Raw genomic sequence first — 23,358 nt, 5'->3', positions numbered from 1 at the left:
GACCGAGCCCTTAGAACGAGTAGCGCGCGGCAATCAGTGCCTGCGCCGACCAGACGGTATCTACGTCTCCGGTATCAAAGGCGTAAATGCCGGCGCTGGCCGTGGTGGTGACGCGCCCGAAGCTGCGCCCGTAACTCCCCGTCACGCCGTAGGACCAGATCCCCGGCGTGCGGGCGATACCCGATTCATAGTAATTGACGAACAGGTTGGCGGCGAGTGTCGACAGCGCGGTGAGCGTGCGGTTGTAGAACAATTGCGCATAGGCGCTCTGGTCTTCGACGCCGTACAGCGTCACGCCCGGAACGTCGTCGCGGTCGAACAGCTTGCGATTGGCATAGCCGATGCCGCCGCCATAGGCCGAGCGCCCGCGGGTGATCGACACGACGCCGTCGACGCCGCGCGCGCGATAGCTGGCGGTGGCGATCGACTGGAAGACGTCGTTGAGGCAGCCGCCCGGCGTCGATCCGCTCGTCGCGAAGACGCAGCCGTTATATTGCTGGGTAAAGGCGTCGCGCGCCGACAGGAAGCTCGTCGGCAGGTTGGCGAGCCCGGTACGCAGCTGCCGGCCGAAGGTGGTGACCGTGTCATAGACGTCGGCAGCGACCGCGACCCGCTCGGAGGCCTGATAGGTGGCGAGCCCGGTCACGCTCAGCGAACCGTAGCGCTTGCCGACATGCGCCTCTGCGGAGAGGCGACGATTGGGGCGCCAGACGACGCCCGCGTCGTAATAGACGCCGTCGGTGCGATAGGCGATCTGGCGCGGCGCGGCGGAATCGGTGACGTAGCGGCCGTTGCCGTCGACCACCGCCGCGCCCGTCGCATCGACCAGCGCGGCGCGGTTGCTCGTCTCGACCCGCTCATAGCCGACCCCGCCGGTCAGCGCGACATAGGGCGACACCGGGGCGAGCACGTCACCGCGCACGCGCCAGCTCTGGTAGCGGCCGTCGAGCTGCCCGGCGTCCTCCCGCTCCCAGCCGGCGCTGGCGCTCAGACCGACCGGCGCGACCTGCCCCGGCCGCACGCTCGCACCGATCGCCGCGACCTGCCCGAACGAATCGTCGTAATAGTCGAGCCGCGACTGGCCGGCGGGCAAGGCGACGTAGCTCGGCGTGTCGACCTTGGTGTATCCGGCCTGATAGCTGGCGGCGAGCGACACCGGCCCTGCCTGCGTGACGTAGCTCGGGCCGCCGAAGACGGCATAGACTTGGCTGATATTGTCGCCGTTGCCGACGATCACCCCCGGCGCCGCACCGCGGATGTCGCTGCGCGCGCGCGTCGCGATGCCGCCCGCCTCGAAGCTCAGCCCGCGCGCGACCTTCGCCGAGACGCGGGCGAGGCCGGTGTGGATGTCGTCATCGCCGACCCGGTCGTCCCACGAGATGCGGCGTTCGTAGCGATAGGAGATCTGCCCCTTGACGCGCGCGGTGCTCGCCGCGGCATCGATGCCGGCGGCGAGGCTCGAATAGGTCAGCACGTCGCCGGAGTTGAGGTCGGCGTCGAGGATCTGGCCGACCTCGACATAGGGCGTAGCGACGACGCGGCCGCGCTGCACCTGCGCCCCCGCCTGTCCGCCGGCGACCAGAGCCGCCAGCGCCGTCGCCATCCCCAGCGTGCGGATCACGGACGATCCTGCCCGTAATAGGTGCCGTAGCGATGGCCGCCGGGGACGAAGGATACGGCGTTGAGCACCAGCGCGATCTCGTCACAGCCGTCGAGCCGCTGCACCGCCTCGCGCAATTCGCTTTCCGGCGTGCGGTCGGCGCGCACCACCAGCACGACCTGCCCGACCAGCATCGCCAGCACCGCCGCCGGCGACGCGGCGAGCGCGGGCGGCGAATCGAAGATGAGGATGCGGCGCGGATTGGCGGCGAGCAGGCGCGCCAGCACCTCGCGCGTCCGGGCGGAGGCGAGCAATTCGGTATCGCTCGCGGTCTTGGTGCCGGCCGGCAGGATCGACAGGCCGCCGACATCGGTGCGGATCACCAGGCTCTCGACGTCGATCTGGCCATCGGCGAGCGCGTCGAGCAGCCCCGGCTGTTCGGCGAGGCCGAGCTGCGCGAGCACGTCGGGCTTGGCGAAGTCGGCGTCGATCAGCAGCACTTCGGTATCGCGTTCCGCCGCCATCGACAGCGCGAGATTGACCGCGCAGAAGGTCTTGCCGTCGCCCGGCCGCGCCGAGCAGATCAGCGCGGTGCGCGCCCGGTCGCGCGACGACAGCGCGTCCGCGTCGGCGGCATCGTCGCGACCGGCGCGGGCGATGCGTTCGCGGGTGATCAGCAACTGCCGCTTGATCAGCCGGAATTCCTCCGCAAGCGGGCCGACCGGTGCACCCGGCACGATCATCCCCGCCTCGGCGAGCATGCCGCGATCGATCGCGGCGATGTCGGTCAGCTCGGGCGCGTCGTAGAAGCTGTCGGGCAGTTCTTGGCCGACCGGCGCGCGCAGCTCGGGCGGGATCGCGAGCAGCGTCGGATCCGCCAAGTCGGCCTGCTGCCAGGCGTCGACCGGCGGCGGCGGTGCCACCGCTTCGAGCGCGGGCAGATCGATCGGCGGCGGCCGGCGACGCAGATGCGCATTGAAGTCGTAGACTCGGGCGGCGCGCTCGAGCATCGATTCGGCGCGTGGCGATCCGCTCATCGTCCCGTCCCGTTGCACCGTCATGCCGCCATCCCCCGCTGCAACACCTCGACGCCGAGCAGCAGCACATAGGCCGCGACCAACCCGGCCGTGCCGCCGAGGAACAGCTTGAGCCGCTTGCCGCGCTGCTCGGACTGGCTGCGCGTCACCACCTCGCCGATCGCGCCGATCACCGGCATGCCGGTGGCGCGTTCGAGCCGCGGTCCGGTCGCGAAGGTGGCGCGAAGCTGACCCAGAGCGAAGGCCGCGCCGATGCCGCCGGCGATGCCGACGATCAGCACGCCGGTCAGCAGCAGCATGCGGTTGGGCGCGGTCGGCGCGCGCGGCATCGTCGGCGGATCGATCACCTGGAATTTGACATTGTCGGTCTGCGTCTGCGCCTGGCCACGCAGCGCGATCTGCTGCCGCTGGGTGAGCAATTGATCGTATTGATCCTTGAGCACCTGATAATCGCGGTCGATCTGGCCCTGCTCCGCCGCCACTTCGGGATCGCCCGACAATTTGGCGTTGAGCTGGTCGAGGTCGCTCTGCAACTGGGCCTTGCGCATCTTGAGCGCGGCGGCGGCGCTCTGCTTGTCGGCGAGCATCGATTGCAACGACAGATAGAGCGGATTGGGCGTACCCCCGCCGGCGCCGGCCGGTTCGCCGCGCGCCGCCGCCTGTGCCGCGACGAGCTGACGCTTGAGCGCGATCACGTCGGGATGCTGATCGGTATAGCCCCGCGCGCGTGCATCGGCGAGCTGGCCCTGGATGGCGGCAAGCGCGGCACGCGCCGGACCGGCGGCGACGCCGTCGGCATTCGGGATGGTCGCCGGCGTCCCCGCCATCTGGCCCTGCACCGCGGCAAGGCTCGACTGGGCGGCGGCGAGGTCGCTGTCGACCTGCGCCATCTGGCTGCGCGACGCGCCGATCCGGTCGCCGACCGAGCCGGTGCCCGGCAAGGCGCCGAGATAGCGCGTCTGGAAATCGGCGCGCTTGGCATCGGCATCGGCGAGCTGCTTCTGGAGCTGGTCGAGCTGCTTGTTGAGGAAGTCGAGGCTCTGCGTCGTCTGGCTGCGGTCGCGGCCGAGATTCTGTTCGACGAAGATGTCGATCAGCTTCTGGGTGATCGCCTGCGCCAGCTTGGGGCTGGCGGCGGTGGTGGTGATCTGGAACAGATTGTCCTGCTGGCTCTCGACCTTGATCGCATTGGCGAGGCCGGCGACGCGGTCGGCGACGTCACGGTCGCTCGACACGGTCTGCGCCAGGTCGGTGCCGCGCACCACCTTTTCGAGATTGACCGCGCTGATCAGCGTCTGGCGGATGGTGTCGACATCCTTCTGCTGCGCCTGCGCGGGTGCGTCGATCGACGCGGGCAGGATCGACTGCATCTGGACGAAGACGCGCGCCCGCGATTCGTAGCGGCTCGGCATCTGGCTGACGACGAACCAGCCGGCGACGCAGATGCCCCAGGCCACCGCCAGCGCGAGCCAGCGGCGCGTCCAGATCGCGTGCAGTGCCAGCCGCACCTCGTCGTAGAGGCCGTTCACCGCGCGCGTCCGGCGAACGCCGGCGCGTGGTCGCGCGCGGCGTGCGTAAGGAGGATGCCGGCCATCAGAACATCGACTCGGGGATGATGATCACGTCGCCGGGTTGCAGGCCGACGTTGGCGCTCGAATCGCCCTTCTTGAGCAGGTCGGCGATCTGGAGCTTGTATTCGTGCTGCTCGCCGGTCTTGCGATCGTGGCGGACCAGCTTGGCCTTGTTGCCGGCGGCATATTGGTTGAGCCCGCCGACCGCGATCATCGCGTCGAGCAGTGTCATGTTCGCGCGATAGGGAATGGACGCGGGCTTCTCGGTCGCGCCGATGATCCGCACCTGCTGGCTGTAGGTCCCCGAGAAATTCTCGACGATCACCGAGACGATCGGGTCCTTTACATATTGGCCGAGCGCCTGCTTCATGTCGACGGCGAGCACCGAGGGGGTCTTGCCGACCGCGGGCATGTCGTTGACCAGCGGCGTGGTGATGCGGCCGTCGGGGCGGACCTGCACCTTCGCCGACAGTTCGGGGTTGCGCCAGACGAAGACGTTGAGCTGGTCGAGCGGGCCGATGACATATTCCTCGCCCGGCTGCTCCTTGCTCGCGACGTAACTGGCCGGCGGCAGCGCCGGGCCGCTCGCATCGGTGGCGCAGGCGGCGAGCATCGGCGCGAGGCCGCCAAGCGCGAGCAGGATACGGACGGGACCACCGGAACGCATAATCATCTCCTGACCCCCCGGGGACGCCGGGCCGCATCCACAGGCGGGGTTACGTCTGCGCGTCATGGGGCGGGAGAGGTGAAGATAGCGTTAGGAACGCTAGACCAGCGATTACAGCACAATCGGCACGCCCTCCCCAAGGCCGCCCGGTTGCGTTATCACAGCATGATGGCTCGTGCGCTGCTTTTGATGACCCTTTCGGTTCTCCTGCCCTATCCCTTTCCCGTTTCGGCACAGGCCGCCCCGCCGCTGATCGGTCTGACGATCACCGGGGTCAGTTCGGCGACGCAGGCCGAGCGGATCGGCCCCGATCAGGCCGTCACCGCGCGTCGTCACGACGGCCCGGTGACGATCGTCGTCCGCGAAACCGGCATCGGCCGGGCGCGGGTACTGCGCGTCGACGGCGTGGTGACGCAGGCCCCGGCGAGCCAGCGCCTGCTCTGCGGTGCGGCGGTGGTCGCCGGCGCGTGCCGACCGGGCGAGCCCGCGACGGGGATCGAGCTGACCTATCATCTCGCCCCCCTGCCCTCAGGCACCCGGATCACAGTGCAGGACAGTGCGATGACGGCGCCGGCGCGCACCTTCACCGCCGAGATCACCCTGCTTTAGGCACCGCCGACCACGATCTCCGCCGCGGCAGGATGGCCGAGGAAAGCAGCAGGACTCGCCGACGCGCCATAGGCGCCGGCAAGGAAGACGGCGATCAGGTCCCCCGGCTGCGCCTCCGGCAGGGCGACGCGGTCGCCGAGCCGGTCGAGCGGCGTGCACAGCGGCCCGACCACCGACACCGTCTCGGCCGCGGGGCCGTCGATCGCGCTGGCGAGCGCGAGCGGATAGTTGCGCCGCACCACCGTGCCGAAATTGCCGCTCGCGGCGAGCTGATGGTTAAGGCCGCCGTCGGTGACGAGGAACGTCTCGCCCTGGCTCGTCTTGCGATCGACGATCCGGGTCAGATAGACGCCCGCCTCGGCGACCAGCCAGCGGCCGAGCTCGATCGCGAACCGCGCCTCACGCAGCACCGCCGCGCGCGTCGCCAATGCCTCCGCAAGGCCTGCCCCGATCCGCTCGACATCGAGCGGCCGGTCGCCGGCGAAATAGGGCACGCCGAAGCCGCCGCCGAGATTGACCAGCGGCGGCGCGGCCCCCGCCGCCTCGGCCAGCCGGGCGGCGAGCGCGAGCGTGGCCGCCTGCGTCTCGACGATCGCGCCCGCGTCGAGCGCCTGACTTCCGGCATAGATGTGGAAGCCGCGCCAGTCGGCGCCGGCGTCGATCAGCCGGCGGACCAAGACCGCCGCCGCGGCCGCATCGACGCCGAAGGGCGACGGCCGGCCGCCCATCTTCATGCCCGATCCGCGCAGTTCGACATCGGGATTGACCCGCACCGCCAGCCGCGGCGTGACGCCGAGCTGATCGGCGAGCCGCAGCGCGCGCGTCGCCTCGCCGTCCGACTCGAGATTGAGCGTCGCGCCGTTGCGCAGCGCGGCGGCCAGCTCGGCATCGCGTTTGCCCGGACCGGCGAAGCTGATCGCGCCGCCGGGCTTGACCGCCAGCGCACGCTCCAGCTCGCCGCCCGACGCGACGTCGAGGCCGTCGACCCAGGGCGCGACCGTGTCGAGCAGCGCGGGCAAGGGGTTCGCCTTGATCGCATAATGGAGGTCGACCTTCGGAAAGGCGGCGCGGAAGCGGCGGATGCGCGCGGCGACGATGCCGGCGTCGTAGACGAAGACCGGCGTGTCCGCCGCCCACTGTTCCGCCGGCGCGCCGGCGATGGTCAGGGCGCCGGACTGACCGGCGAATTCGGGCGGCAGCGGACCGACCGGCTTCATGCCGTCACCTCGGCGCGGATCGCGGCCCGGTCGAGCTTGCCGTTGGCGTTGCGCGGCAGCGCGTCGCGCCAGACATAACGAGCCGGTTGCATGAAGCTCGGCAACAGGCTGCGCAATCGCGCCCGCAACGCCGGCTCCGCCGCGGCATCGCCCGCCAGCACGACGGTGATCGCCTGCCCGAGCCGCGCATCGGCGACGCCGACCGCGACCGCCTCGCGCGCCTCGCCGCCGGCCAGCACCGCCTCCTCGATCTCGAGCGGGCTGATCCGGTTGCCGGCGCTCTTGATCATCTCGTCGTCGCGGCCGACGAAGCGGAACAGGCCGTCCTCCCCTTCGACGACGGTATCCCCCGACCAGACCGCGATGCCGCCGCTCGCCGACCATGGCGGAGCGGGACGGAAGCGTTCGGCCGTCCGCTCGGGGTCGCGCCAATAGCCCTGCGCCACCAGCGGCCCGGCGTGGACGAGTTCGCCCGGCTCGCCGTGCGCGCGCGTGCCGTCGGGGCGGACCGCCATCACCTCGGCGAAGGGGATGGCGCGGCCGATCGCGTCGGGATGCGCGTCGATCAGCGCCGGGTCGAGCCAGGTCGAACGGAACGCCTCGGTCAGTCCATACATGGCGACGAGCTCGGCGGCGGGGAAGCGCGCACGCAGTCCGCGCACCAGCCGCTCGGTCAAGGCGCCGCCCGAATTGGTCAGCCGTCGCAATCGGGCGGCGGTCGCCGCCGGCCAGTCGACGTCGAGCAACTGCACCCATAACGGCGGCACCCCGGCGAGCGTCGTCGCCTCGAACCGCTCGACCGCTTTCACCACGTCGCGCGCCGTCAGATAGTCGAGCGGGGCGACGGCGGCGCCGGCATACCAGGCGGACAGCAACTGGTTCTGGCCATAATCGAAGGCGAGCGGCAGCACCCCGAGCACCCGGTCGGACGGCGATAATCGCAAGTAATGCGCCACCGCCACCGCGCCGAGTGACAGATTGGCATGGCTGAGCATCACCCCCTTGGGCCGTCCGGTCGACCCCGAGGTGTAAAGGATCGCGGCGAGCGACTGCGGGTCTGCGGTCGAGCGACCCGGCCCGCCGCCGGCGAGCGGCACCTTGCCCTCGTCGATCAGGCGGCACTCCGCCGGCACGTCCGCGGGGTCGAGCGTTTCGGCGCGCGCGCTCTGGGTGACAAGCAGGCGCGCGCCGCTGTCGGCGAGGATATGGGCGACCTGCGCGCGGCGCAGCGCCGGATTGATCGGGACGTGCACCAGCCCGGCGCGGGCCGCGGCGAGCGGCAGCACGCAGGCGAGCACGGTCTTGGGCAACCAGCTCGCGATCCGCTCGCCGGGCGCACACCCTTGTGCGTCGAGCCAGCCGGCGACCGCGGCAACCGCGTCCTCGAGCGCGGCGAAGGTCCAGTCGCGGGATCGCGTCAGCAGCGCGGGCGCGTCCGCGGCGCCGCGCAGCAGGTGGTCGAGCGGAAACGGGGTCGGATCGGGCAGGGCCATCGCCCCTCTTAGCGTCACTCTGTTGCCGAATGCAGCCCCAGCCAGTACCGGCGGCTATCCGCAACCGATCAGGGCCGCCGCTTTGCTTCCCGAAGGCTATGACACCGTCGAGACCACCGTCCGCGCCGTCCTGCGTGACGTGTTGGGCCTTTCCGCCGAGCGCGTCGCCGGCTTCACCGCGACGACGCCGCTGTTCGGCGCGCTGCCCGAACTCGATTCGATGGCGGTCGCCAGCGTGCTGACCGAGATCGAGGACCGGCTCGGCATCCTGATCGAGGATGACGAAGTCGATGGCGATATGCTCGAAACCTTCGGCGCGCTGGTCGAATTTGCCGCGAGCAAGGCGCTCGTCTAGCCTCTGCGGCATGGCGCCGCGGATCGATCATTACGACTGGCCGGGCGGGCGCGAGGCGATGCTGCGCTTCGGCCCCGACGACGGGCCGCTCGCCGTCGTCGCGCTGCCGATGTTCGAGGAAGGCAATCGCACACGGACCTTCGTGGTGACGCTGCTGCGGGCGCTGGCGGAGCGGGGCATCGGCAGTGTGCTGCCCGACGTGCCGGGTCAGGGGGAGAGCATCACCCCGCTCGCCGGCCTTACGCTGCTGCGCATGGCGACGGCGCTGGAGGCCATCACGGATCGCTGTTTCGACGACGGGCGGCGCACCTATGCGGTGGGCATTCGAAGCGGAGCGTTGCTCGACGGCTGCGCGCTCCATAGCGGACGGTGGCATCTCGCGCCGCAAACCGGCGCAGACCTGCTGCGGGATTTGCATCGGACGTGGCGAGCCGCCAGCCATTCCGGCGACCAGACGATGATGATGGCGGGTGGCGATCCGGTCGAGATCGCCGGCAACCTGTTGCCAAGCGACCTGTTGCTGTCGATGTCGGCGGCGACGCCGTCCGATCAGCCCGGCATCCCCCGTCGCGTCGTCCGCCTCGCCAGCGACCCCGCCGCAGCCGACCGCCACGTCGATGCCGCCCCGCTGTGGCGCCGCAGCGAACCGGGCAACGATGCCGCGCTCGCCGCGCTGCTCGCCGAGGATATCGCCGGCTGGATCGCGGCGTGCGAAGCCTGATCACCTTTCCCTGTGCGGGCGAGACGCTGATCGGCTCGCTCGACATGGCGGCGGGCGCGACCGGATTGCTGATCGTCTCCGGCGGCAACGAAATCCGCTGCGGCGCGCATCGCGGCATGGCGCTGCTCGCCGCGGCGATGACGGCCCGCGGCCATCCCGTCTTTCGCTACGACCGGCGCGGGATCGGCGATTCGTCGGGCGACAACCACGGGTACCTGTCCGCCCGCGGCGATCTCGTCGCCGCGGCGGAAGCCTTCCGCGCCGCCGCGCCGCAGCTCGCGACGATCGTCGCTTATGGCAATTGCGACGCGGCGAGCCTGCTCGCGCTCCACGGCCGCGAGGCGGGAGTCGATCGCCTGATCCTCGCCAATCCCTGGACGATCGAGGACTTCGACGACCTTCCCCCGGTCGCCGCGATCCGCGCCACCTATCGCCAGCGCCTGACCAGCCGGCGCGCCTGGGCGCGGCTGCTTTCCGGCCGCATCGATCTCGGCAAGGCGCTCCGCGGTCTGCACAAGGCCTCGACCGCTCTGCCGCAGACACTCGCGCGGCGGATCGTCGGCGCGATCGAAAATTGGGGCGATGCCGCCACGATCATCCTCGCGAGCGGCGACGCCACCGCGCAGGCCTTCGCCGCCGCAGCGCCGCATCTTCCCGCGCATCGGATCGACACCGCCTCGCACAGCTTCGCCCGGGAGACGGATCAGCGGCAGTTCCAGGCGTTGGTCGCGGGTTTGCTGGAAGACCAATAACACACGCGAAGCCGCAAAGACGCGAAAAATTCGGTCGTCGCACAAGGGAAGCGCTTTCCTCTATAGTCTGGAAGTGCACTCGCCCGACGCTTCCACGTCATTGTATTGCACTGAACTCTTAGCGCCTTCGTGTCTTCGCGTGATCACCTTCCAGTCTAGAACAGCGACATCGAGCACCGCTGCAAGGTCATGCAGTGCCGACGCCCGTTCCGGCCACGGCCGGTCGCTATTCCGCCGCCTCGGCCATCTCCTCGAACTCGGCGGCGGCGAGAAAGCGCTCCGCATCGAGCGCGGCCATGCAGCCGGTGCCCGCCGCGGTCACCGCCTGGCGATAGATTTTGTCGGCGACGTCGCCGCAGGCGAAGACGCCCGGCACGCTGGTGCGGGTCGAGCCGGTTTCGACCGCGATATAGCCGTCGTCGTCGAGCGCGAGATGGCCGCGGAACAGCTCGGTCGCGGGATGGTGGCCGATCGCGACGAACCCGCCGTCGACCGACAGGCGCGAATGTTCGCCCGTCACCGTATCCTCCAGATCGAGCGCGACGAGGCCGGCATTGCCGCCGCCGTCGACGAACTCGCGCACCTCCTTGTTCCACAGCACGGTGACGTTGGGATGCGCGTGCAGCCGCTCCTGCAAGATGCGCTCAGCGCGCAACGTGTCGCGGCGATGGATCAGCGTGACGTCGTCGCTGTGGTTGGTGAGGTAAAGCGCCTCCTCGACCGCGGTATTGCCGCCGCCGATCACCGCCACCTTCTTGCCACGGTAAAAGAAGCCGTCGCAGGTCGCGCAGGCGGACACGCCCTTGCCCTTCATCGCCTCCTCCGATTCGAGCCCGAGCCATTTCGCCTGCGCGCCGGTGGCGATCACCAGCACCTCGCCCTCGTAGACGTCGCCGCCGTCGCCGATCAGCCGGAACGGCCGCCGGGTGAGGTCGACCTCGACGATCGTGTCCCACATCAGCCGCGTGCCGACATGCTCCGCCTGCTTCTGCATCTGCTCCATCAGCCACGGGCCCTGGATGACGTCGGCGAAGCCGGGGTAATTCTCGACATCGGTGGTGGTGGTGAGCTGCCCGCCGGGCTGGATGCCCTGGACGACGATCGGCGCCATGCCAGCGCGCGCGCCGTAGATCGCCGCCGACAGACCCGCCGGGCCCGAGCCGAGGATGAGCATGCGCGTGGAATGGGTGGTCATGGGAACAGCCTGTCGGAAGGGAAGATTCGGATGCTGATCTAGGCGATCATGCGGCGTTTTTGAATGCCGTCGGCAAATCATCGCCGAATGCGGCTATAATCGGATCACCGGGGACGGTTGGCGGCGGGATCGTCGGCCCAGCGGCATCCTGTCATCGTTTCCGTGCATCCAACCCTCGCCTCCACGCGTTCGCGCTCACGAAGCGTGAGGGATGAACATAGTGGCCGACGATCAGATCAGTACCGAACCCTATACCGGCCCGTCCGGCGGCTGGGGGTCGATGAAGTCGGTCGCCCGCATCAACCTGCGCGAGAAGGTCAATCCCGAGACGGTGCGCGAGCTTGCCCGGCAGAACAAGCCGGAGGGCGTGATGTGCGTGTCGTGCGCCTGGGGGAAGCCCGCGCATCCGCATATCGCGGAATTCTGCGAGAACGGCGCCAAGGCGACCGCGTGGGAGCTGACCAGCTATCGCACCACGCCCGCCTTCTTCACCGAGCATAGCGTCACCGAGTTGCGCGGATGGAAGGATTTCGACCTCGAACAGGCGGGCCGCCTCACCCATCCGATGCGATATGACGCGGCGAGCGACCGCTACGTCGCGGTGAGCTGGGAGGAGGCGTTTGCCGACATCGGCGCGCATCTCAAGGGCTATGACCCGGCCAAGGTCGTCTTCTACGCCTCCGGCCGCGCCAGCCTCGAGACGAGCTATATGTGGGCGCTGATGGCACGGATGTACGGCAGCCAGAACCTGCCCGATTCGTCCAACATGTGCCACGAGACGACGTCGGTCGGGTTGAAGTCCGCGATCGGATCGCCGGTCGGCACGATCCATCTGTCGGATTACGACAGCTGCGACATGATCCTCTATTTCGGCCAGAACCCTGGCGTGAACAGCCCGCGGGCGCTTCACCCGCTGCGCGCCTGCGCCAAGCGCGGGGTCGAGATCATCGTCTTCAACCCGTTGAAGGAACGCGGGCTCGAACGGTTCACCGATCCGCAGAACCCGATCGAGATGGTCACCGGCAAGTCGACGCCGATCGCCAGCCAATATCATCAGGTCAAGACCGGCGGCGACATCGCGGCGATGCTCGGCATCTGCAAATATGTCATCGAGGCGGACGACCAGTGCCAGCGGATCGGCGCCCCCGCTATCCTCGACCACGCCTTCATCGCCGAACATACCAAGGGCTTCGAGGCCTTCGCCGACATGGTGCGCGCGACCGACTGGGCGACGATCGAGCATGAGAGCGGGCTCAGCCGCGGCGAGCTGGAAGGCGTCGGTGCGATCTACGCCAAGTCGAAGCGCGTCATCTGCGTCTACGGCATGGGGCTGACCCAGCACGTCCACGGCATCGACAATCTGCACACCCTGGTCAATCTGATGCTGTTGCGCGGCAACGTCGGCAAGCCGGGCGCAGGCTTCGGCCCGGTGCGCGGGCACAGCAACGTCCAGGGCCAGCGCACCGTCGGCATCACCGAAAAGCCTGAATTGGCGCCGCTCGACCGGCTCAAGGCGCTCTACGATTTCGAGCCGCCGCGCGACAAGGGCTGGGACACGGTCGAGGCGTGCGAACATATCATCGACGGCACCGCCCAGGCGTTCATCGGCCTCGGCGGCAATCTCGCCCGCGCCGTGCCGGCGACCGCCGAGATCGAGCCGGCGTGGCAGCAGCTCGACCTCACCGTCAGCATCGCGACCAAGCTCAACCGCACGCATCTGCTGCCCGGCAAGACCTGTTACCTGCTCCCCTGCCTCGGCCGGATCGAGACCGACGAGCAGGCGACGGGGCCGCAGGCGGTGACGATGGAGGACAGTTTCAGCCGCATCTACGGTTCGCGCGGCAAGGCGACGCCGGCGGCGGACACCCTGCTGTCCGAGCCGGCGATCGTCGCGGGCATCGCCAAGGCGACACTGGCGCCCAATCCGAAGGTCGACTGGGATGCGTGGGTCGGCGATTACGCGCTGGTCCGCGACGCGATCGAGGCGACCTATCCCGACAAATTCACCCGCTTCAACGAGCGGATGTGGGTACCGGGCGGCTTCTGGAAGGGCGTCGAGGCGGCGCATCGGCAATGGCTGACCGAAAGCGGCCGCGCCGAGTTCAACGTGCCCTCGACACTCAACGCGACCGGTTTCGCCGAGGCGCCCGGGCGGTTCCGGCTGATGACGCTGCGTTCGAACGATCAGTTCAACACCACCGTCTATGGCTATCACGACCGGTTCCGCGGCATCAAAGGCACGCGCGACATCGTCTTCATGAACCGCGCCGACATGGCGACGATGGGCCTCGCCGAACATGACCTGGTCGACCTCGTCGGCGACGCGGGCAGCAACGGCGACCGGCGGGTCGGCCAGCTGCTCGTCGTCCCCTACGACATTCCGCAGGGATGCCTCGGCGCTTATTATCCCGAGTGCAACGTGCTGATGCCGGTGACGCACAAGGCCGAGCAGAGCCACGTGCCGGCGGGCAAGTCGGTGCCGGTGCGGGTGGAGCGATCCGCCTGATCCTCGCGGCGATCCTCGCCGGCGGCCAGTCGCGCCGCTTCGGGACGGACAAGGCGGCGGCGCTCTATCGGGGGCGTCCGCTGCTCGACCATATGCGCGCGCTCGGCGCGGAACAGGCGGATGCGGTGGTCGTCGTCGGGCGCGACGACGGCGTGTGCGATCGGCCGCACGCCGGCCTCGGTCCGCTCGGCGGGATCGCCGGGGCGCTCGCTTATGGCGCGGCGCATGGCTATGCCTCGGTGCTGACGCTGCCCTGCGACATGCCGCTGTTGCCCGAGCCGCTGCTGCCGGCGTTGCTGCGCCGCGCGCCCAGCTTCTGTCTCGACGCGCCGGTGATCGGCCATTGGCCGAGCGCGCTCGCGCCGTCGCTGCTCCGCCATATCGCCGAATCGCCGCGGCGCTCGGTACAGAATTGGGCGCGCAGCATCGGCGCGCTGCCGATCCCCAGCCCCGCGCCGCTGGTCAACGTCAACACGCCCGACGACCTGCTCGCGCTGTGAGCGGCGCGCGGCAGGAGGCGGTGCACGTGCTGCGCCCCGACGGCAGCATCGATGCCGCGACACGGGCGATGGCGATCGAGGCGCCGGTCGCGATCGAGGTCGACGGTCTCGGCTATGCGGTGATGATGATGACGCCGCGCGATCTGGCGGCGTTCGCGACCGGCTTCATGCTGACCGAACGACTGGCGGATACGCGCGGCGACATCCTCGACATCGACGTGTTCGAGGCGCCGGCAGGCTGGATCGTCCGCGTCGCGCTGGCGGAGCGGTGCCGCGGCCGTATCGCCGACCGCATCCGCCACCGCACCAGCGACACCAGCTGCGGCCTGTGCGGGATCGCCAGCCTCGAACAGCTCGTCCGCCCGGTCGCCCGCCGGCCGGAGGCGCCGCGCGTCGCGCCCGCTGCGATATTCCATGCGCTGGGGCTGGTGCGCGATTCGCAGCACCTCAACCGCAGCACCGGCGCGGTGCATGCCGCCGCAGCCTGCGGTGTCGACGGCGCGATCCTCGCGCTCTGCGAGGATGTCGGCCGCCACAATGCGCTCGACAAACTGATCGGCCTGGGAGTCGATGCGGCGTTCACCCTGGTCACGTCGCGGATCAGCTTCGAGATGGTCGACAAGGCGCTGGTGGCGGGAACGCCGCTGCTCGTCGGCATCTCCGCCGCGACCAGCCTCGGCATCGATCACGCCCGCGCGCACGGGCTGACGCTGGTGGCGCTGGCGCGATCGGATGCGCTGCTGCTGCTCAACGATCCCGGCGCGGTCTTCGCCTGAGGACGCGCCTCCGCCGCGCCGCCGGTCGTCAGTGCCCCCAATCCCACAGATGCGCCGACCAGTTGCGAATGCCGTCGATGACGCCGTCGAACCCGTCGATCAGCATGTGGCGATAGGTCCCGTCGAGGAAGACGCTGTCGGCGAGGATCAGGATCATCGCCACCGCCGCCCATAGCACGCCGCGATGCATCGGCTCGGGCTTGCGGACCAGTTTGACCTCGTCGCGCCGGCGTTCGGCGAGGCGGCGGTCCGGCGTGGCCGGGCGGGCAGCGACGCGACGGTCCCCGCGGCGACGCTCGACAGGATGATGATAGGGCATGACCGGCCTCGCTCCGCAGCGACGACCGCCATGGCATGGCGCGTCTTTACAGGACGTTATCACAGGTTCGTTTTTCGCGGCCGGCCGACGCAACACAGCCGCCGCCCGGTCATTACCCGTGTCTGCCGCGGCGATGCCGCCCGAGGGGGACCTGATTGATGACTACCGAACGTCGCGCCGTGCATCTGCTCGGCTGGATCGCCACGCTGACCGCAGTCGCGATGTACGTCTCTTACGTGTCGCAGATCCGGCTCAATCTGGCCGGCCACAAGGGCTCGGCGATCCAGCCGCTGTGCACGATGCTCAATTGCAGCCTGTGGGTGACCTATGGCCTGGTCAAGCAGCGGCGCGACTGGCCGGTGACGCTCGCCAACGCACCCGGCGTGGTGCTGGGGCTGATCACCTTTGTGACGGCGCTGTAGGATGATGCTCACACCGGCGGGCGCTACCGGAAATGGTAGCGGAGGAGGGACTTGAACCCCCGACCCCAGGATTATGATTCCCGTGCTCTAACCAGCTGAGCTACTCCGCCCCGCCGTGTGAGGTGGCGCCTATAAGTGTGGGATACAGCAGCCGTCAAGCGAACATATGACGGGAAAGTGCTTCCCACGGCCCGCCGCGATACCACCAGGTGGCAAGACCGGCGATCTCGACCTCGCGCGCGACGAAATCGCGGCTCAGCGCGGCGAGCAGCAGCTTGGCGATATTGGGCTGCACCTTGTTCTGGATGGTGACGTGCGGACGCCAGCCGCCGGCATCCTGCGGCGTCAGCAGCCCGGAAAAGGCATCGGCCAGCTCACGGCGGATCGCGACCAGCTCGGGCGATTCGATACGATAGGCGACGCCGCGCCCCAGCGAGATCAGCCCACCGACGCGCGCCACCGGCGCAGCGATGCCGCGGGTGAGGCCGGACAGGCGATGCTTGATCTCCGCCTCCGCCGAGGGCGGCAGATGATGGAACATGGTGAGATGCGCCGACAGCTGGTTGCGTTCGGGCGGGAAATGCGCGGCGCGTTGCGCGTCGAACCAGCCCTGGTCCTGCCGCCCGAACAGCGCGGTGACGATGATCGGTGCGGGTGCCGGACCGGCGGCGGGGCCGGTCAAATCTCCACCTGACTGCCGAGCTCGACGACGCGATTGGTCGGCAGGCGGAAGAATTCCATCGCGCTCTCCGCGTTGCGCAGCATCCAGGCGAACAGCTTCTCGCGCCACAGCATCATCCCCGGCCGTTCGGAGGGGAGCAGCGTCTGGCGCGACAGGAAGAAGCTGGTGTCCATCATCTTGAACTCGGCACCGCAGCCATGCACGCGCTTGAGCGCCGCCGGCACGTCGACCTCCTCCATGAAGCCGTAGCGCAGGATCAGGCGGTAGAAGCCGTCACCCATCTCCTCGGTCATGGCGCGATCCGCCTCGCGCCAATAGGGCTGCTGGACGATCTTGACGGTGAGCAGGATCACCCGCTCGTGCAGCACCTTGTTGTGCTTGAGATTGTGCAGCAGCGCATGCGGCACGCCGTCCGCCGACGAGGTCATGAACACTGCGGTGCCGGGCACCCGGCTCGCCGAACTGGCGGCGGAGGTGATAAACACCTTGATCGGCATCGCCGCCTCGCGCAGCCGGTCCATCATCAGCTGCCGTCCCTTGGACCAGGTGGTGAGGAAGGTGAAGACGATGAAGCCGACCATCAGCGGGAACCAGCCGCCGTCGGGCACCTTGGTGAGATTGGCCGAGAAATAGGCGCCGTCGACGAGGAAAAACAGGCCGAGCAACGGTGCGGCGGCATAGAGCGGCCAGTTCCACAGCCGCGTCAGCGCGACGCCGAGCAGGCAAGAATCGATGAACATCGCCCCCGTCACCGCGATGCCATAGGCGGAGGTGAGGTTGGACGAGGTGCGGAAGAACAGCACCAGCAGGATCACCATGACCATCAGCATCCAGTTGACGATCGGGATGTAGATCTGTCCGGCGGTCGCCGCGCTGGTATGTTCGATGCGCAGCCGCGGCATGAAGCCCAATTGGATTGCCTGCTGCGTCACCGAGAAAGCGCCCGAGATCACCGCCTGGCTGGCGATGATCGCCGCCATCGTCGCGAGGATGACCAAAGGCAGCTGGAGCGAATCGGGCGCGAGCATGTAGAAGGGGCTTTCCAGCGCGGCGGTGCCCTCGCGGAACAGCAAAGCGCCCTGCCCCAGATAGTTGCACATCAGCGCCGGCAGCACGAACACCAGCCACGACAGTCCGATCGGCCGTCGCCCGAAATGGCCCATGTCGGCATAGAGCGCCTCCGCCCCGGTCACCGCCAGCACCACCGAGCCGAGCGCGAGAAACGCCCGGACCGGATCGGCGAGGAAGAAATGCACCGCATGATGCGGCGAAAAGGCCCAGAGCACCGCCGGCGTCTGCATCACGCTGATCAGGCCGAGCACGGCGATGACGGTGAAATAGACGAGCATGATCGGCCCGAACACCAGCCCGATCCGCGCGGTGCCGCTCTTCTGCACCCAGAACAAGGCGATGAGGATGGCGATGACGATCGGCAGCACCAATCCGCCGAACGCCGGCGCGGCGATCGCCAGCCCCTCGACCGCGCCGAGCACGGTCACCGCCGGGGTGATCATCGAATCGCCGTAGAAGAGCGAGGTCGCGAAGACGCCGAGCAGGATGATCCCCGCCGACCAGCGCCGGCTCTTGGTCCGGCCCGAGACGAGCGCGAGCAGCGCGAGGCTGCCGCCCTCCCCCTTGTTGTCGGCGCGCATGATGATCGCGACATATTTGATCGTCACGACGATCATCATCGACCAGAACATCAGGCTGAGCACGCCCATGATGTGCAGCGGATCGAGCGCCAGCTTGTGGTGCCCGGCGAAGGTCTCGCGAAAGGCGTAGAGCGGGCTGGTGCCGATATCGCCGAAGACGATGCCGATCGCCCCGACGGCAAGCTTGAGCATGCCGTCGTGATGACCCTGAGCGTCCCCCTCGTCGCGCGCATTCGGCACGGCGGCCGGTACCGGCGTTGTCACGAGCGGTGCGACCGATCCGACGCGCAGCGAAGTCCGGCCATGTTCCCAACCTGTTCCATATGATCCCGCCTTAGCATGGGCTGAACGATGCGGGCAACGGGAAGGCTGCACCGGCCGGGGTCATGGCCGGCGGAAGACCTCGCGAATGACGAAATGCGAGGCGAGCCGCGTCACCCCCGGCAGGCGGGCGAGCGTCTCGCGGTGGATACGTTCGAACGTGTCGTCACGCCGCACCTCGACGTGGAGCATATAGTCCGCCTCGCCGCTCATCAGGAAACAGTCGCGAATCTCCGGCACGTCGGCGATCTCGCGTTCGAACGCGGCCATCGTCTCCTCGCGCTGGTCGCGCAGCGTGACGTTGACCAGCACGACGCTGGGATTGCCGCGCGCCGCCTTGCTGAGCACCGCACGGAAGCCGGCGATATAGCCGCGCTCCTTGAGTGAGCCGACGCGGCGATGCGCGGCGCTCGGCGACAGGCCGACCGCCTCGCCGAGTTCGGCGCTGGTGAGGTCCGAATCGGCGAGCAGTTGCGACAGTATCTTGCGGTCGAGGGCGTCGAGCATGGATCGTGCGTTAGGCCGCCCGTCGCTGCAATCCTATCCCGCCCGAGCCGCTTTCGTTGCGATTCTTTGCGACCTTCTCCCGCTCGGGCGCGGCTATGTACGGCGGCAGTAGAGGAGAATGATGATGCGCATCGGCGTGCCCAAGGAAATCAAGAACCACGAATATCGTGTCGGCCTGACCCCGCCCTCGGTCGCCGAACTGGTCGCCGCGGGTCATGAGGTCGTCGTCGAGACGCGCGCGGGCGCGGGCATCGACTTCGAGGATCAGGATTATATCGACGCGGGCGCGACCATCCTGCCCGATCCCGCCGCGGTGTTCGCCGCCGCCGACATGATCGTCAAGGTCAAAGAACCGCAGGCGAGCGAAATCGCGCTGCTCGAACCGCGCCACCTGCTGTTCACCTATCTCCATCTCGCCGCCGACAAGCCGCAGGCGGAAGGGCTCATCAATTCGGGCGCGACCTGCATCGCCTATGAGACCGTCACCGCGTCGCGCGGCGGCCTGCCGCTGCTCAAGCCGATGAGCGAGGTCGCCGGTCGCATGTCGGTGCAGGTCGGCGCGCATTATCTCGAAAAGGAACAGGGTGGCCGCGGCGTGCTGCTCGGCGGCGTGCCGGGCGTCGCGCCGGCGAAGGTCGCGATCCTCGGCGGCGGCGTGTCGGGCGTCAATGCGGCGCAGATGGCGGTCGGCATGCGCGCCGACGTGACGATCTATGACATTTCCAACGACCGGCTCGCCGAACTCGACATGTTCTTCTCGAGCCAGATCAAGACCGCCTATGCGAGCAAGGCGGCGATCGCCGCGGCGGTGAAGAACGCGCATCTCGTCATCGGCGCGGTGCTGGTGCCTGGCGCGGCGGCCCCGAAGCTGGTGACGCGCGAGATGGTCAAGACGATGAAGCGCGGCGCGGTGATGGTCGACATCGCCATCGACCAGGGCGGCTGTTTCGAAACCAGCCATGCGACGACGCACGAGGACCCGGTGTTCGAGGTCGACGGCGTGACGCATTATTGCGTCGCCAACATGCCGGGCGCGGTGGCGCGGACCAGCGCCTTCGCGCTCAACAATGCGACGTTGCCCTTCGCGCTCAAGCTCGCCAACCTCGGCGCGGACGCGGCGATGAAGGCCGATCCGCATCTCGCCAACGGCCTCAACGTCTCGGGCGGCAAGATCCGTCATCAGGCGGTCGCCGAGGCGCTCGACCTGCCGTTCGAGGCCTGGCAGGGCTGAGCCGGAACGAACGTGGAACATGGTGGTTGAAGCCTTCGACACTGTAGAAGGCTTCACCCATGTCCGAGACCGAAAACCCCAAGACCCACCCCACGTCGAACGCCGAAAAGGATCCGGATGACTGGACGACGGGTGACGAGACGATGACCGGCGCGCAGGCGAGCTACCTGAAGACGCTGTCCGAAGAGGCGGGCGAGACGTTCGACGAATCGCTGACCAAGGCGGAAGCATCGAAGAAGATCGACGAGCTGCAGGACAAGACCGGCCGCGGCAAGTGACTTCTCACGGCCCCCGTTGCGACAGGACGCGACGGGGGCCGTTCCATGTCGGATTGATGCCATGAAGATGATCCGCTTTCCCGATGGCATCGCCCTGCCGGCACTCGGCCAGGGAAGCTGGATGATGGCGGAGGACGCCAGCCGGCGACGCGACGAGATCGCCGCCCTGCGCGCCGGGCTCGATCTCGGCCTCACCCTCATCGACACCGCCGAGATGTACGCGGACGGCGAATCTGAACGCCTGGTCGGCGAGGCGATCACCGGGCGGCGCGACGAGGTGTTCCTCGTCAGCAAGGCCTATCCACAGAACGCCTCCGCCAGCCGGCTGCCGGTCGCGTGCGACGATTCGCTGCGCCGGCTCGGCACCGATCGGCTTGATCTCTACCTGTTGCACTGGCGTGGCCGGATACCGCTCGCCGAGACGGTGGCGGCGATGGAGGCGCTGGTCGCGGCCGGCAAGATCCTGCGTTGGGGCGTGAGCAATTTCGATTCCGACGATATGGCCGCACTGATCGCCGCGGGCGGTACGACCTGCGCGACCAACCAGATCCTATACAATCTGACGCGCCGCGGGCCGGAACTCGACCTGTTGCCGTGGCTCGACCGACGCGGCCTGCCGGCGATGGCCTATAGCCCGGTCGAACAGGGGCGGCTCGTCACGCACCCCGGGCTAAGCGCGATGGCGCGGGCCAAGGGCGTCGGCGCGGCGCAACTGGCGCTGGCCTGGCTGCTCGCCCGCGACGGCATTCTCGCCATCCCCAAGGCGGGCACGGTCGCCCATGTCCGCGACAATCGTGCCGCCGCCGACCTGCGCCTCGATGCGGAGGAACTCGCGGCGCTCGACCGGCTGTTCCCGCGCCCCGCGAAGCCGGTGCCGCTGGAGATGCTATAGCGGCGGCACGCGGCCGAAGCGCAGGGTGGCGCACAGGCCACGCCCACCCGATCCCGCAGCGATGAGCAGCCGCCCGCCATGCGCCGCGGCGACCCGCTGCACGATCGACAGGCCGAGCCCGAAGCCTTCGCTGCGCGTCGTCCCCGCCCGCCAGAACCGCGTTGCCATCCGTTCGAGATCGGCGGGCGCGATCGTCGGCCCGTCGTCGACGACGCTGATCTCGTGCCCCGGACCGACGCGCACGGTGATCCGCGTCCCCGGCGGCGTGTACCGCGCGGCATTGTCGACGAGATTCTCGAGCGCGAGGCGGATCGCGCCGGCATAGCCGGGCAGCGGCGGCGCGCCCTGATCGTCGAGCGCGATCCGCCGGCCCGCCGCGATCAACGCCGGCGCGCGATCGGCGACGACATCCTCGGCGACCGCGGACAGCGCGACGCTGGCATGCGCCCCGTCGATCGGCCGCTCGAGTTCGGCGAGGACGAGCAATTGCGTGATGACCCGCGCCGCGCGATCGACCTCGGCGAGCAATTTGGCCCTCACCGCGGGGTCGGGGATCGCATCGGCCCGCAGCCGGATCGTCGCGAGCGGCGTGCGCAATTCGTGCGCCACGTCGGCGGCGAAGGCGGTCTGCGCGGCGAAGGCCTGTTCGAGCCGGTCGAGCGCAGCATTGGTCGCGGCGGCGAGCGGCTCGACCTCCCACGGCAAGGTGCCGTGCGGCAGCCGGCGGTCGAGCGTGCGCGGGCCGATCGCCGCGGCGATATCCGATGCCGCGGTCATCCGCCGCGTCAGCCGCCGGGTCAGCCACACGCCGGTCAGCGGCAGCAGCACGATTAGCGGCACCAGCAGCAGCGCGAAGCGGGCGAGGAAGGCATCGACGATATCGTCGGCGACCACTTCGGGCGCGCTGTCGTCCTGCGATACGACGATCCAGCGCCCGCCGGCCGGCAGGCTGATGGCGGCGAGTGCGCCTCGGCGCATCTGCCGCGCGCGCCGGTCAAGCGGCACCGCGGCGAGCATGGCGGGGCGCGAGGGGCCGTGCTGCGCGACGATCCGGCGGCGCGCATCGACGATGCTGAGCGTCAGCCCGCCGGCGAGGATGTCGGTCGCCTCGATCGCCGCCGCGGGGCTGTGATCGCGCAACAGCGTCGCGATTCCCGCGGCCTGCTGACGCAGCACGTCGCGCTGGTAATGATGCGCGACGCGGTGGAGCATCGCCGCGCCGAGCGGCAGCATCAGCGCCGCGATCAGCGCCGTGACGCCGTGGAGCAGCGCGAACTGCGCGGCGAGCGAGCGCGGCGCGCGCAGCCTCACGCGGCGGCGCGGAGCAGATAGCCGACGCCGCGCACCGTCTCGATCCGTACCCCGGTCTCCGCCTCGTCGAGCCGCTTGCGCAGGCGATGGACATAGACCTCGACCGCGTTGGAGCCGAGATCGCCACCCGCACCGAACAGATGATCCTCGACCAGCCGCTTCGGCACGACGTTGCCGCCGCGGCGCAGCAGCAGCTCGAGCAGCTCGATCTCGCGCGTCGACAGCGGCAGCAGCGTCGCGCCGACGCGCGCGACCCGCGTCTCGACGTCGAAGGCGAGCCGCGCGCATTGCAGCGACGCACCGAGATAGCCGCCCTGACGGCGCAGCACGGCGAGGATGCGGGCGTGCAGCTCGTCGGGATCGAACGGCTTGACGATATAATCGTCGGCCCCGCCGTGCAGACCGCGGATGCGCGCGTCGACGCTGCCCCGTGCGGTGAGCGCGAGCACCGGGCGGACGTTGCCGTCTGCGCGCATCCGGCGGAGCAGCGCCAGCCCGTCGCCATCGGGCAGGCCGAGATCGAGCAGCACCGCGGCATGATCAATCGCGGCGAGATACCCCTCGGCCTCCTCGACGCTGGCGGCATGGTCGACGGTCATGCCCCGCTGCCGCAGCGCGCCGATCAGCGCATCGGCGAGTGCCGCGTCATCCTCGATCAGCAAAATGCGCAAACATCCTCCCGCGCCGCAACATCCGTCAGGCCGCTGTAAGCCAGCCTGCCTATCGGCACCAAGCTTCTTCGCA

Annotated in this window: 24 protein-coding genes and 1 tRNA gene; 11 read left to right on the top strand and 14 right to left on the bottom strand. The window is 69.2% G+C overall.

Annotated features, from left to right (window positions below):
- Positions 1–10 precede the first annotated feature (10 nt).
- From BW41_RS18175 to BW41_RS18160, 4 genes are all read right to left on the bottom strand, one after another.
- Positions 11–1,621, bottom strand: a complete 1,611-nt coding sequence (locus BW41_RS18175; RefSeq protein WP_235199827.1) for a hypothetical protein — start codon at positions 1,619–1,621, stop codon at positions 11–13.
- The gene (locus BW41_RS18170; RefSeq protein WP_443027657.1) at positions 1,618–2,661 is read right to left on the bottom strand and encodes an AAA family ATPase; all 1,044 of its coding nucleotides are present in this window, start codon (positions 2,659–2,661) and stop codon (positions 1,618–1,620) included. Before BW41_RS18170 ends, BW41_RS18175 begins: the two co-directional genes overlap by 4 nt.
- A complete protein-coding gene (locus BW41_RS18165; RefSeq protein WP_037536343.1) occupies positions 2,658–4,166 on the bottom strand; it encodes an XrtA system polysaccharide chain length determinant in 1,509 nt (502 codons plus the stop codon). Before BW41_RS18165 ends, BW41_RS18170 begins: the two co-directional genes overlap by 4 nt.
- A 64-nt stretch (positions 4,167–4,230) precedes the next feature.
- On the bottom strand, positions 4,231–4,821 hold the full coding sequence (locus BW41_RS18160) for an XrtA/PEP-CTERM system exopolysaccharide export protein (protein ID WP_443027658.1): 591 nt from the start codon (positions 4,819–4,821) through the stop codon (positions 4,231–4,233).
- A gap of 243 nt (positions 4,822–5,064) precedes the next feature.
- Between BW41_RS18160 and BW41_RS18155 the strand changes: the two genes are divergently transcribed.
- A complete protein-coding gene (locus BW41_RS18155; protein ID WP_152542409.1) occupies positions 5,065–5,484 on the top strand; it encodes a DUF4879 domain-containing protein in 420 nt (139 codons plus the stop codon).
- Here the strand turns inward: BW41_RS18155 and BW41_RS18150 are convergent.
- Both BW41_RS18150 and BW41_RS18145 read right to left on the bottom strand, forming a co-directional pair.
- Entirely contained in the window at positions 5,481–6,701 is a 1,221-nt protein-coding gene (locus BW41_RS18150) for a pyridoxal-dependent decarboxylase, exosortase A system-associated (RefSeq protein WP_037536340.1), read from the bottom strand. The two genes, BW41_RS18155 and BW41_RS18150, sit on opposite strands and share 4 nt — an antisense overlap.
- A complete protein-coding gene (locus BW41_RS18145) occupies positions 6,698–8,194 on the bottom strand; it encodes an AMP-binding protein (RefSeq protein WP_037536339.1) in 1,497 nt (498 codons plus the stop codon). The genes BW41_RS18150 and BW41_RS18145 overlap by 4 nt, the downstream gene beginning before the upstream one ends.
- Positions 8,195–8,276: 82 nt before the next feature.
- On the opposite strand from BW41_RS18145, the gene BW41_RS18140 reads away from it, so the two are divergent.
- The 3 genes from BW41_RS18140 to BW41_RS18130 are packed head-to-tail and all read left to right on the top strand — an operon-like array spanning position 8,277 to position 10,022.
- On the top strand, positions 8,277–8,549 hold the full coding sequence (locus BW41_RS18140) for an acyl carrier protein (protein ID WP_037536336.1): 273 nt from the start codon (positions 8,277–8,279) through the stop codon (positions 8,547–8,549).
- A 10-nt stretch (positions 8,550–8,559) separates the two neighbouring features.
- Positions 8,560–9,270, top strand: coding sequence for a hypothetical protein (locus BW41_RS18135; protein ID WP_037536333.1), 711 nt, complete (start codon positions 8,560–8,562; stop codon positions 9,268–9,270).
- Complete coding sequence (locus BW41_RS18130; RefSeq protein WP_037536332.1) at positions 9,258–10,022, top strand: hydrolase 1, exosortase A system-associated; 765 nt, start codon at positions 9,258–9,260, stop codon at positions 10,020–10,022. The genes BW41_RS18135 and BW41_RS18130 overlap by 13 nt, the downstream gene beginning before the upstream one ends.
- A 226-nt stretch (positions 10,023–10,248) precedes the next feature.
- On the opposite strand, the gene trxB is transcribed toward BW41_RS18130, so the two are convergent.
- Positions 10,249–11,217: a thioredoxin-disulfide reductase gene (gene trxB, locus BW41_RS18125; protein ID WP_037536329.1), complete on the bottom strand. Its 969-nt coding sequence runs from the start codon at positions 11,215–11,217 to the stop codon at positions 10,249–10,251.
- A 211-nt stretch (positions 11,218–11,428) separates the two neighbouring features.
- Between trxB and BW41_RS18120 the strand changes: the two genes are divergently transcribed.
- Genes BW41_RS18120 through fdhD form a run of 3 tightly spaced genes read left to right on the top strand, consistent with a single transcriptional unit; the run spans position 11,429 to position 14,999 of the window.
- Positions 11,429–13,723 (top strand): FdhF/YdeP family oxidoreductase, encoded by a 2,295-nt coding sequence (locus BW41_RS18120; protein ID WP_200870468.1) that lies wholly within the window; start codon positions 11,429–11,431, stop codon positions 13,721–13,723.
- Positions 13,630–14,223 carry a molybdenum cofactor guanylyltransferase gene (mobA, locus tag BW41_RS18115; RefSeq protein ID WP_235199826.1) on the top strand — a complete coding sequence of 198 codons (594 nt, stop codon included), beginning with the start codon at positions 13,630–13,632 and terminating at the stop codon, positions 14,221–14,223. The genes BW41_RS18120 and mobA overlap by 94 nt, the downstream gene beginning before the upstream one ends.
- Positions 14,220–14,999 carry a formate dehydrogenase accessory sulfurtransferase FdhD gene (gene fdhD / locus BW41_RS18110; RefSeq protein ID WP_037536324.1) on the top strand — a complete coding sequence of 260 codons (780 nt, stop codon included), beginning with the start codon at positions 14,220–14,222 and terminating at the stop codon, positions 14,997–14,999. The genes mobA and fdhD overlap by 4 nt, the downstream gene beginning before the upstream one ends.
- A gap of 28 nt (positions 15,000–15,027) precedes the next feature.
- Here the strand turns inward: fdhD and BW41_RS18105 are convergent, their stop codons facing one another.
- Positions 15,028–15,318 carry a hypothetical protein gene (locus tag BW41_RS18105; protein WP_037536322.1) on the bottom strand — a complete coding sequence of 97 codons (291 nt, stop codon included), beginning with the start codon at positions 15,316–15,318 and terminating at the stop codon, positions 15,028–15,030.
- Positions 15,319–15,476: 158 nt separating this feature from the next.
- Between BW41_RS18105 and BW41_RS18100 the strand changes: the two genes are divergently transcribed.
- Positions 15,477–15,740 carry a SemiSWEET family transporter gene (locus tag BW41_RS18100; RefSeq protein ID WP_037536321.1) on the top strand — a complete coding sequence of 88 codons (264 nt, stop codon included), beginning with the start codon at positions 15,477–15,479 and terminating at the stop codon, positions 15,738–15,740.
- Positions 15,741–15,773: 33 nt separating this feature from the next.
- Here BW41_RS18100 and BW41_RS18095 read toward each other — a convergent pair.
- The 4 genes from BW41_RS18095 to BW41_RS18080 all read right to left on the bottom strand — a co-directional run bounded on the left by BW41_RS18095 (position 15,774) and on the right by BW41_RS18080 (position 18,902).
- Positions 15,774–15,850, bottom strand: a tRNA-Met gene (locus tag BW41_RS18095).
- 44 nt (positions 15,851–15,894) lie between these two features.
- Complete coding sequence (locus tag BW41_RS18090) at positions 15,895–16,422, bottom strand: 2'-5' RNA ligase family protein (RefSeq protein ID WP_037536320.1); 528 nt, start codon at positions 16,420–16,422, stop codon at positions 15,895–15,897.
- Positions 16,419–18,266, bottom strand: a complete 1,848-nt coding sequence (locus BW41_RS18085; RefSeq protein ID WP_235199825.1) for a potassium transporter Kup — start codon at positions 18,264–18,266, stop codon at positions 16,419–16,421. Before BW41_RS18085 ends, BW41_RS18090 begins: the two co-directional genes overlap by 4 nt.
- Before the next feature lie 192 nt (positions 18,267–18,458).
- The gene (locus tag BW41_RS18080) at positions 18,459–18,902 is read right to left on the bottom strand and encodes an Lrp/AsnC family transcriptional regulator (RefSeq protein ID WP_037536318.1); all 444 of its coding nucleotides are present in this window, start codon (positions 18,900–18,902) and stop codon (positions 18,459–18,461) included.
- Between the two features lie 124 nt (positions 18,903–19,026).
- On the opposite strand from BW41_RS18080, the gene ald reads away from it, so the two are divergent.
- The 3 genes from ald (at position 19,027) to BW41_RS18065 (ending at position 21,303) form a co-directional block, all read left to right on the top strand.
- Complete coding sequence (gene ald / locus BW41_RS18075; protein WP_037536483.1) at positions 19,027–20,133, top strand: alanine dehydrogenase; 1,107 nt, start codon at positions 19,027–19,029, stop codon at positions 20,131–20,133.
- Positions 20,134–20,192: 59 nt separating this feature from the next.
- A complete protein-coding gene (locus tag BW41_RS18070) occupies positions 20,193–20,411 on the top strand; it encodes a DUF3072 domain-containing protein (protein WP_037536317.1) in 219 nt (72 codons plus the stop codon).
- Between the two features lie 61 nt (positions 20,412–20,472).
- Entirely contained in the window at positions 20,473–21,303 is an 831-nt protein-coding gene (locus BW41_RS18065; protein WP_037536316.1) for an aldo/keto reductase, read from the top strand.
- Here the strand turns inward: BW41_RS18065 and BW41_RS18060 are convergent.
- Together BW41_RS18060 and BW41_RS18055 are read right to left on the bottom strand one after the other, a co-directional pair.
- Complete coding sequence (locus BW41_RS18060; protein ID WP_037536315.1) at positions 21,298–22,614, bottom strand: sensor histidine kinase; 1,317 nt, start codon at positions 22,612–22,614, stop codon at positions 21,298–21,300. The genes BW41_RS18065 and BW41_RS18060 overlap by 6 nt on opposite strands.
- On the bottom strand, positions 22,611–23,285 hold the full coding sequence (locus BW41_RS18055) for a response regulator (RefSeq protein ID WP_037536314.1): 675 nt from the start codon (positions 23,283–23,285) through the stop codon (positions 22,611–22,613). The genes BW41_RS18060 and BW41_RS18055 overlap by 4 nt, the downstream gene beginning before the upstream one ends.
- Between the last annotated feature and the right edge of the window lie 73 nt (positions 23,286–23,358).

Origin of the sequence: Sphingomonas sp. RIT328, assembly GCF_000632225.1 — a bacterium.
Taxonomy (GTDB): domain Bacteria; phylum Pseudomonadota; class Alphaproteobacteria; order Sphingomonadales; family Sphingomonadaceae; genus Sphingomonas; species Sphingomonas kyungheensis.
The sequence above is the reverse complement of the archived record's forward strand: the minus strand, read 5'-3'. Positions and strand labels throughout refer to the sequence as shown.

Bases quoted from the DNA above. Each gene is read 5' to 3' on its own strand.
- BW41_RS18070 (WP_037536317.1), top strand. From the start codon at position 20,193: ATGTCCGAGACCGAAAACCCCAAGACCCACCCCACGTCGAACGCCGAA.
- BW41_RS18150 (WP_037536340.1), bottom strand. From the start codon at position 6,701: ATGAAGCCGGTCGGTCCGCTGCCGCCCGAATTCGCCGGTCAGTCCGGC.
- BW41_RS18170 (WP_443027657.1), bottom strand. From the start codon at position 2,661: ATGACGGTGCAACGGGACGGGACGATGAGCGGATCGCCACGCGCCGAA.
- BW41_RS18100 (WP_037536321.1), top strand. From the start codon at position 15,477: ATGACTACCGAACGTCGCGCCGTGCATCTGCTCGGCTGGATCGCCACG.
- BW41_RS18085 (WP_235199825.1), bottom strand. From the start codon at position 18,266: ATGCTCAAGCTTGCCGTCGGGGCGATCGGCATCGTCTTCGGCGATATC.
- BW41_RS18080 (WP_037536318.1), bottom strand. From the start codon at position 18,902: ATGCTCGACGCCCTCGACCGCAAGATACTGTCGCAACTGCTCGCCGAT.
- BW41_RS18120 (WP_200870468.1), top strand. From the start codon at position 11,429: ATGAACATAGTGGCCGACGATCAGATCAGTACCGAACCCTATACCGGC.
- trxB (WP_037536329.1), bottom strand. From the start codon at position 11,217: ATGACCACCCATTCCACGCGCATGCTCATCCTCGGCTCGGGCCCGGCG.
- BW41_RS18065 (WP_037536316.1), top strand. From the start codon at position 20,473: ATGAAGATGATCCGCTTTCCCGATGGCATCGCCCTGCCGGCACTCGGC.
- BW41_RS18160 (WP_443027658.1), bottom strand. From the start codon at position 4,821: ATGCTCGCCGCCTGCGCCACCGATGCGAGCGGCCCGGCGCTGCCGCCG.
- ald (WP_037536483.1), top strand. From the start codon at position 19,027: ATGCGCATCGGCGTGCCCAAGGAAATCAAGAACCACGAATATCGTGTC.
- BW41_RS18145 (WP_037536339.1), bottom strand. From the start codon at position 8,194: ATGGCCCTGCCCGATCCGACCCCGTTTCCGCTCGACCACCTGCTGCGC.
- BW41_RS18155 (WP_152542409.1), top strand. From the start codon at position 5,065: ATGACCCTTTCGGTTCTCCTGCCCTATCCCTTTCCCGTTTCGGCACAG.
- BW41_RS18135 (WP_037536333.1), top strand. From the start codon at position 8,560: ATGGCGCCGCGGATCGATCATTACGACTGGCCGGGCGGGCGCGAGGCG.
- BW41_RS18105 (WP_037536322.1), bottom strand. From the start codon at position 15,318: ATGCCCTATCATCATCCTGTCGAGCGTCGCCGCGGGGACCGTCGCGTC.